Origin of the sequence: Nocardia sp. NPDC002869, from assembly GCF_046764065.1 — a bacterium.
GTDB classification, from domain to species: Bacteria; Actinomycetota; Actinomycetes; order Mycobacteriales; family Mycobacteriaceae; genus Nocardia; species Nocardia rhamnosiphila.
Map to the genome: position 1 here is coordinate 1 of NZ_JBKOOL010000204.1, position 8,948 is coordinate 8,948.

The following is an 8,948-nucleotide window of genomic DNA, read 5'->3' on the forward strand; positions in this document are numbered from 1 at the left end:
TTCGGCTCATGCGCTTTCGAGGCCGAAACGGCGAGACGGGCCTCAACCCTTGGAGGTGTCTCGTAAAACTCGACGCATGCGGGGTGCGTCGGCATTCGACGGCCGCGTGGATATGCGGACCGGCAGAGCGAGGGCCCTGCGCCCCGAGCGCCCGGTCACGCTTAGGGTCACAGGATGCCGAGTTCTGCTGTTGCGGCTTCGGCCGCCGGGTTGTGTGAGTTCATCGATGCGTCGCCTTCGCCGTTCCATGTCTGCCGGACCCTCGCCGAGACGCTGGAAACCGACGGGTTCGTCCGGCTGGACGAGACCCGGGCGTGGCCCGGAACCGGGGGCCGGTACTACATTGTGCGCGGTGGGTCGCTGGTGGCGTGGGCCGATCCGGCGCAGGCGGGTCCGTTCCGGGTGGTGGGTGCGCATACCGACAGCCCGAATCTGCGGGTCAAACAGCATCCCGATCTGACGGTCGCGGGCTGGCAGCTGGTGCGGCTGGAGCCGTACGGGGGTGCCTGGCTGAACTCCTGGCTGGATCGTGAACTGGGGATCTCCGGGCGGCTCAGTGTCCGGGAGGGGACAGGGCTGGGCGAGCGGCTGGTGCGAATCGACGAACCGATTCTGCGGGTTCCCCAGCTGGCGATCCATCTGTCCGAGGACCGGCGCGGGGTGACGCTGGATCCGCAGCGGCATGTGAACGCGATCTGGGGCGTGGGCAGTGAACGGGCCGCGTTCCTCGATTACGTCGCCGCGGCCGCCGGGGTCGATCCGCGGGCGGTGCTGGGCTGGGAGTTGATGACCCACGACTTGGCGCCCAGCCGGGTGATCGGTGCCGGCCGCGACCTGATCAGCGCACCCCGCCTGGACAATCAGGGCACGTGTTACGCGGGTCTGGCCGCCTTCCGGGCCGCCGTCGAGAATCCGGGCGACGCCGTCCCGGTGCTCGCCGTGTTCGACCACGAGGAGGTCGGCAGCCAATCCGACCGGGGCGCGCAGTCCGAGCTGCTGCCCACGGTGCTGGAGCGGATCGTGCTGGCTCGCGGCGGCGGCCGAGCCGAATTCCTGGCGGCGGTCGCGGGGTCGGTGTGCGCGTCCGGCGATATGGCGCACGCCACCCATCCGAACTATCCGGAACGGCACGAGCCCTCACACGGCATCGATATCAACGGCGGGCCGGTGCTGAAGGTCAACCAGAACCTGCGCTACGCCACCGACGCCGTCGGCGCGGGAGCGTTCGCGCTGGCCTGTGACCGGGCCGGAGTGCCGATGCAGCGTTATGTGCACCGCGCCGATCTGCCCTGCGGTTCCACCATCGGTCCGATGACCGCCGCGCGCACCGGTATGCCGACCGTGGACGTGGGTGCGCCCCAGCTGGCCATGCATTCGGCGCGGGAGATGATGGGCGCCGCCGACGTGACCGCCTACGCGGCGGCCCTGGCGGCCTTCCTCGCTCCGTAGCCCGGTTCCGGTCGAGGCAGGGGCCAGGGGTTTCCAGCGATGGGGTCGGTAATCGGTGCGGCGCAGGTGGACGTAGGATTCGTGCTGGATCAACTCTGTCGGGGCCCCGCCGCCGAGGCCCCCGTTCCGACCGAACCGTGGCGCCGATGCCACCTGCCGCGAGCCGCGGCGGGAGCCCGGAGGGCCGGAGCCCGCGCGCGCCGGCGCGCCAACCTACGAAAGGATCCTGGTACCCCCGTGACTGAGCAGGTCGATACGGTCGCCACCGCCGCCGCCACTCCGGATACGCCGCAGCCGTACGCCGAGCTCGGCCTCGAGGACGACGAATACGCCCGGATCCGGAATATTCTGGGGCGCCGGCCCACCGATGCCGAGCTCGCCATGTATTCGGTGATGTGGAGCGAGCACTGTTCCTACAAATCCTCGAAGGTTCATCTGCGCTACTTCGGTGAGACGACCACCGAGGAGATGCGTTCGGCCATGCTCGCCGGGATCGGCGAGAACGCGGGCGTGGTCGATATCGGTGACGGCTGGGCGGTCACCTTCAAGGTGGAGAGCCACAACCATCCGTCCTATGTCGAGCCGTATCAGGGCGCGGCCACCGGGGTCGGCGGGATCGTCCGCGACATCATGGCCATGGGTGCGCGTCCCATCGCGGTGATGGACCAGTTGCGTTTCGGTGCCGCCGACGCCGCCGATACCCGCCGGGTGCTGGACGGTGTGGTCCGCGGGATCGGCGGTTACGGTAACTCCCTCGGGCTGCCCAATATCGGCGGCGAAACCGTCTTCGATGCCTCCTACCAAGGAAATCCGCTGGTCAACGCGCTGTGTGCGGGGGTCATGCGGGTGGAGGACCTGCACCTCGCCTTCGCCTCGGGCGCCGGGAACAAGATCATTCTCTTTGGTGCGCGGACCGGGCTCGACGGTATCGGCGGCGTTTCGGTGCTGGCCTCGGACACCTTCTCCGGCGACGATTCCGGCAGCGGTCGCAAGAAGCTGCCCAGCGTCCAGGTGGGCGACCCGTTCACCGAGAAGGTCCTGATCGAATGCTGTCTGGAGCTGTACCACGCCGGGCTGGTGGTGGGTATCCAGGACCTCGGCGGCGCCGGGCTGTCCTGCGCGACCTCCGAACTGGCCGCCGCCGGTGACGGCGGGATGCGCATCGAACTCGACCGGGTCCCGCTGCGCGCCGCCGATATGACCCCCGCCGAGGTGCTCTCCAGCGAATCGCAGGAGCGCATGTGCGCGGTGGTGACCCCGGAGAACGTGGACGCCTTCCTCGCGGTCTGCGCGAAATGGGATGTGCTGGCCACGGTGATCGGTGAGGTGACCGACGGCGAGCGGCTGGAGGTCACCTGGCACGGTGAGACCGTGGTGGACGTGCCGCCGCGCACCGTCGCGCACGAAGGCCCGGTGTACGAGCGGCCGGTGCAGCGTCCGGCCACACAGGACGCGCTCAACGCCGACACCCCGGACAACCTGCCCCGGCCCAAGACCGCCGAGGAACTGCGCGAGACCCTGCTGAAGATGGTGGCCAGCCCGCAGCTGTGCAGCCGCCGCTGGATCACCGAACAGTACGACCGCTACGTGCGCGGAAACACCGTGCTCGCCGAGCAGGCCGACGCCGGGGTGATCCGGATCGACGAGGTGAGCGGTCGCGGTATCGCGCTGGCCACCGACGCCTCGGGTCACTACACCAAGCTCGACCCGTACACCGGTGCGCGGCTGGCTCTGGCCGAGGCCTACCGGAACGTGGCCGTCACCGGCGCCACGCCGAAGGCGGTCACCAACTGCCTGAACTTCGGGTCCCCGGAGGATCCCGGCGTGATGTGGCAGTTCCAGCAGGCCGTCCGCGGTCTCGCCGACGGCTGTGTGGAACTGGGTATCCCGGTGACCGGCGGCAATGTCAGCTTCTACAACCAGACCGGCGAGAACGCCATCCTGCCCACTCCGGTGGTCGGCGTCCTGGGCGTGATCGACGACGTCCACCGCCGTATCCCCACCGGACTCGGTCTGGAACCGGGGGAGACGCTCATCCTGCTGGGCGACACCCGCGACGAGTTCGGCGGTTCGGTCTGGTCGCAGGTGGCGCACGGCCATCTGGGCGGGCTGCCGCCGCAGGTCGATTTCGACCGCGAGAAACTGCTGGCCGATGTCCTCACCGCGGGCTCGCGCGACGGCATGATCAGTGCCGCCCACGACCTCTCCGAGGGCGGCTTGGCGCAGACCGTGGTCGAGGCGGCCCTGGCCGGCGAGACCGGTTGCCGGATCCTGCTGCCCGAAGACGCCGACCCGTTCGTGATGCTGTTCTCCGAATCGGCGGGCCGGGTGCTGGTCGCGGTGCCGCGGTCGGAAGAGACCCGCTTCACCCGGATGTGCACGGCCCGGGAACTGCCCTGGGTGCGCATCGGTGTGGTCGATCAGGGTTCGGATTCGATCGAGGTGCAGGGCCAGTTCTCGGTCGGTATGGCCGAGCTGCGCGCCGCGCACGAGGGCACGCTACCCGCACTCTTCGGCGGCCACGCCTGACCCTGGCCCGCGGCTGGCGCGCCGGAGGTGACCCGGGCCACCCTCCGGCGCCGGCCCCGCCCGCCATACTGGACGGGTGCTGGAAACCGCTGATTCCGTGACCAGGTTGCGGCGGCGGTGTGTCGCCGTGGTCCGGCGGTCCGAGCACATCATCGACCTGAACTATGTGGGCCTGGTGGTCGCGACGGTGTTCTTCGCGCTGTCGGTCTCCCCGTCGCTGCTGCCGCGCGATTGGATGTTCCAGGGTTTGATCAGCGGGATCAACGCGGCCATCGGGTACGGCGTGGGCTGTCTGCTGGAATGGTTGTTCCGGTTGTGGGTGCGCCCCCGGCTCACCCGGATACCGGCGCCGCCCACCTGGACCCGCTACGCCCTGAAATCCGCGGTGCTGATGACGGCCGCGCTGAGCGCCGGCTACATGCTGGTGCAGTCGGCGCACTGGCAGCGCGAGATCACCGCGCTGATGGGGATGGAGGGCACCACCACGCCCGCCTACCTGCGTACCGGGGGGCTGAGCCTCACGGTCGGGGTGCTGGTGGTGGCCTGCTACCGCACTGTGCGCGAACTGATCCTGTACCTGGCCCGGCAGCTGAACCGGTGGGTCAGGATACCCCGGGAGCTGGCCCCCTCCGCGGGTTTCCTGGTCCTGGTACTGCTCGTGGTGACCCTGTTCAACGGTGTCGCCACCCGCGCGTTCTTCGCCGCCGCGAACTCGGCGTTCAGCGTGCGCAACGACCACACCTCCGAATACGCCGTACAGCCCCGTCTCGCCGAACGCTCGGGCAGCGCGGAGTCGTTCGCGCCATGGGAAACCCTCGGGTTCGAGGGGCGCTGGTTCGTTTCGCACGGGTCGAGCGCCCAGCGCATCGCCTGGGTCACCGGCCGGCCCGCGAAGGAACCCATCCGCACCTATGTCGGGCTGGAATCGGTCGAGGACACCGGTCTGAGCCAGGCCGATCTGGCGGTCGCCGAACTGGAGCGCACCGGCGCCTTCGACCGGAAGGCGCTGGTCGTGGTCACCACCACCGGCACCGGCTGGGTCAACTCCATGGCCGCCAACGCCATCGAATACATGTACGGCGGTGATTCGGCCATCGTGGCCACCCAGTATTCGTATCTGCCCAGCGCGCTGTCGTTTCTGGCCGACCGAGGCAAGGCCGCCACCGCGGGCCGGGAACTGTTCGACACGGTCTACCGCAAAACTCTCACCCGGCCGGCCGCCGAGCGCCCGAAGCTGCTCGTCTACGGCGAGAGCCTCGGATCGCAGGGTTCGGAGGCCGCTTTCGACGGGCTCGCCGATCTGCGGGAGAAAGTGGACGGTGCGCTCTGGGTCGGACCGCCGAACTCCAACCGGCTGTGGCAGCAGTTCGTGAACCGGCGTGATCCCGGATCGCCGGAAACCGAGCCCGTCTACGCCGACGGCCTGGTGATCCGGTTCGCCGGAGACCGGGAGGACCTCGCCCGGCCCGGTCCGGAATGGCGGGCGCCGCGGATCGCCTACCTGCAGCACGCCTCCGACCCGATCGTCTGGTGGTCCCCGGATCTCGCGCTGACCCGGCCGGATTGGCTGTCGGAACCGCGCGGCGCCGATGTCTCGCCCCGGGTGCGCTGGGCGCCGCTGGTCACCTTCTGGCAGATCAGCGCGGATCTCACGAACGCCCAGGGGGTGCGTGACGGGCACGGCCACCGCTACGGCAGTCTGGTCCTGGACGGCTGGGCCGCGGTCGCCCAACCGCCCGACTGGAATCCCGAACTCGCCGAACGTATCCGGCTCGAGATCGAGGCGTACGAGGCGTACGAGCGCGAGGTGAAATGAGAGTCCGGGTAGCGGGCGCGGTGGGTCTGCCGCTGTTGTGGAACAACGTGGTGTTGCCGCGCCTGCGTCTCGACCATCGGGGGCGGACGGCGGCGAACGCCCTCGCCGCGACCGGATACGCCCTGGCCTTCGGTGGCAGGCCGCGCTGGACCTCCGCGCGCGGGCTGCGATACGGAATCGGTTGCGCCGGTCTCGTCGCCGCCGGTTACGCCGTCGCGTCGGCCGTGCCCCCGCTGCGCCGCGCACTGTCGGCGCCGCAGGACCGTGCGCCGGAGGTGAGCACGGTGGAATGGGTGGCCGTGCAGATACCCCTGGGCACCGCCTACACCGAAGAGCTGATCTTCCGGGCCACGCTGGAACCGCTGCTGGACAGCGAATTCGGCGACCGGGCCGGACGGCTGCTCGGCGCGGCGGCGTTCGGTCTGTGGCATATCCACCCCGCCCGGGTCGCCGGTGACAGTGTGCCCGCCACCGTCGCCTTCACCGGTGCGGCCGGTCTGCTCTTCGGCACTCTCTACCGGCACACGGGCAGCGCCGCCGCACCGGCACTGCTGCACTGGGCCGTGAATGCCGGCGGCGCGCTGGTACCGCGCCTGTTGCGCGCGAATCGGGCGATGAACTAGGCGCGACCGTCCCGATGGTGACACACTGCGCCGGTGAGGTTGATCGACAGCGACGGATACGGTGTGGAACTCTCTGTTGCCGGATACCAATTTCCGGACCATATCGATCCGCGAATCCGGTACAGCTGGCTGGTGATCGCCGGTACCGCGAATTGCCCCGACGGGAACTGGTCCTTCCGCTGGCAGGCATTGAGTCTCGACGACACGGTCGAACTGGCGGACTGGCTACGCCGGATCGCGGCCGAGGCGGACCCGAGTGGGGCGCCCGCCGACGGTCCCGCCCGGCTCGCCTTCACCGAACCGAATCTGAGTTTCACGGCCACCCGTACCGGGGGTGAGATCGAATTGCGGATCGGCCTGGATCTGGAGTTCTCCCCACCCTGGGACCGGCGGGCCACCCCGGGGTCGCCGTACATCGTCACGGCCCGCCTCGGGGCCGCCGATATCGCCACCGCCGCCAAGGACCTGGGCGCCGAAGTGGACAGTTACCTCCCGCCCGGTGGCAGCCTGCTCGGTCGCGCCCGCTGAGCGGAGCGCGCGGGTCGCGTTCGTGGCGGCTCCACGGGTGATATCGCCCACGTTGCGCCGGGTAGCGTGCGGGGCTTATGGCCGGGGATGACCCGGGTCCGCTGCCGGCGTCCGCGAGGAGGCCCGGGAGAGTCCGGCTACCCTCGTTTCAGCAGGTAAAAGGGGGGTTAACTGGGTATGAAGGTTTGCTGGGCCACGCCGGGGCGGGCGCCGGGCCCCGGTAACGGCCGTTCCGGGTCTGCTTGCTGCCGGAGTGCTGATCCGGTGACGCGCAAGCGCGACACACCCGTAGACTGTCGAGTGCCCCCACACCCGCCCGACCAGGGAGCGCACGGTGACCCACGCCGACCAACCGGCAGTCAGCAATCCCACCGCAACCGACGAGACCGAGAATCCGCCCCGCGAGGAATGCGGAGTCTTCGGAGTCTGGGCCCCGGGGGAGGACGTGGCCAAGCTCACCTACTACGGCCTCTATGCCCTGCAGCACCGCGGCCAGGAAGCCGCGGGAATCGCGGTCTCCGACGGTTCGCAGGTGCTGGTCTTCAAGGATCTCGGCCTGGTCAGCCAGGTGTTCGACGAGCAGACCCTGGCCGCCATGCCGGGCCACGTCGCCGTCGGCCACTGTCGCTACTCCACCACGGGAGCCACCACCTGGGAGAACGCCCAGCCGATCTTCCGTACCACCGCCGTCGGTTCCGGGCTCGCGCTCGGTCACAACGGCAATCTGGTCAATACCGCCGAATTGGCCGACCGGGCACGGGAACTCGGTCTGGTCGCCGGCCCCGGCCGCCCCGGCGCCGTCTCGGCGACCTCCGACTCCGATGTGATGACCGCGCTGCTGGCGCACGCCTCCGCGGATTCGAGTATCGAGCAGGCCGCCATGGAGTTGCTGCCCACGGTGCGCGGCGCCTTCTGCCTGACCTTCATGGACGAACACACTCTCTACGCCGCCCGCGATCCGCACGGTGTCCGCCCGCTGGTGCTGGGCCGCCTGGAGCGTGGCTGGGTGGTCGCCAGCGAAACCGCCGCCCTCGATATCGTCGGCGCCTCTTTCGTCCGCGAGATCGAACCGGGCGAATTGCTCGCCATCGACGCCGAGGGCGTGCGCTCCTCCCGATTCGCCAATCCCGAACCCAAGGGCTGCGTTTTCGAGTACGTGTATCTGGCCCGCCCCGACAGCACCATCTCCGGGCGCTCGGTGCACGCCACCCGCGTCGACATCGGCCGCCGCCTCGCCGCCGAACACCCGATCGACGCCGATCTGGTGATCCCGGTCCCCGAATCCGGCACCCCCGCCGCGGTCGGTTACGCCCAGGGATCCGGCGTGCCCTACGGACAGGGCCTGATGAAGAACGCCTACGTCGGCCGCACCTTCATCCAGCCCAGCCAGACCATCCGCCAGCTCGGCATCCGGTTGAAACTCAACCCGCTACGCGAAGTGATCCGCGGCAAACGCCTCATCGTCGTCGACGATTCGATCGTCCGCGGCAACACCCAGCGCGCCCTCATCCGGATGCTGCGCGAAGCCGGCGCCCTGGAGATCCACGTCCGGATCGCCTCCCCGCCGGTGAAATGGCCGTGCTTCTACGGGATCGACTTCGCTTCCCGCGCCGAGTTGGTCGCCAACAACGCCGGCACCGACCCCGACGGAATGCCCGCCGACCCGGAGGCGATGCACGACATGGTCGAGGGCGTCCGCCGCTCCATCGGAGCCGACACCCTCGGCTATATCTCGATCGACGGAATGGTCGCCGCCACCGAACAGCCCCGCACCCGCCTGTGCTGCGCCTGTTTCGACGGGAACTACCCGATCCCGCTGCCCACCGAAGCCGCGATCGGCAAGAACCTGCTGGAGTTCGGCGGGCGGTCACAGAGCCGCGTCCTCACCGAGAACGCCAACGCGAGCGCCCTCAGCCGGCCGTAGGGGTCTGTGTTTTTGGCGCGCTGGCGCGCGCGGGGTTGAGGCCCCCTTGTGTCTCGCCGTTTCGGCCTCGGGACTCGCG

General features: G+C 69.6%; 6 protein-coding genes. All 6 read left to right on the forward strand.

Translation table 11 applies throughout. The features are described from left to right. Positions 1-174: 174 nt before the first annotated feature. The 6 genes from ACLML9_RS25835 (at position 175) to purF (ending at position 8,869) form a co-directional block, all read left to right on the forward strand. Positions 175-1,449: a M18 family aminopeptidase gene (locus ACLML9_RS25835; RefSeq protein WP_411947952.1), complete on the forward strand. Its 1,275-nt coding sequence runs from the start codon at positions 175-177 to the stop codon at positions 1,447-1,449. Between the two features lie 237 nt (positions 1,450-1,686). After that, positions 1,687-3,978: a phosphoribosylformylglycinamidine synthase subunit PurL gene (gene purL / locus ACLML9_RS25840; RefSeq protein ID WP_411947953.1), complete on the forward strand. Its 2,292-nt coding sequence runs from the start codon at positions 1,687-1,689 to the stop codon at positions 3,976-3,978. Between the two features lie 76 nt (positions 3,979-4,054). Beyond that, positions 4,055-5,794, forward strand: a complete 1,740-nt coding sequence (locus ACLML9_RS25845) for an alpha/beta hydrolase (protein WP_411947954.1) — start codon at positions 4,055-4,057, stop codon at positions 5,792-5,794. Continuing rightward, on the forward strand, positions 5,791-6,417 hold the full coding sequence (locus ACLML9_RS25850) for a CPBP family intramembrane glutamic endopeptidase (RefSeq protein WP_411947955.1): 627 nt from the start codon (positions 5,791-5,793) through the stop codon (positions 6,415-6,417). The genes ACLML9_RS25845 and ACLML9_RS25850 overlap by 4 nt, the downstream gene beginning before the upstream one ends. A gap of 33 nt (positions 6,418-6,450) precedes the next feature. Continuing rightward, the gene (locus ACLML9_RS25855) at positions 6,451-6,945 is read left to right on the forward strand and encodes a hypothetical protein (protein WP_411947956.1); all 495 of its coding nucleotides are present in this window, start codon (positions 6,451-6,453) and stop codon (positions 6,943-6,945) included. A gap of 334 nt (positions 6,946-7,279) precedes the next feature. Then, on the forward strand, positions 7,280-8,869 hold the full coding sequence (gene purF / locus ACLML9_RS25860) for an amidophosphoribosyltransferase (RefSeq protein ID WP_411947957.1): 1,590 nt from the start codon (positions 7,280-7,282) through the stop codon (positions 8,867-8,869). The last annotated feature ends 79 nt before the right edge of the window (positions 8,870-8,948 follow it).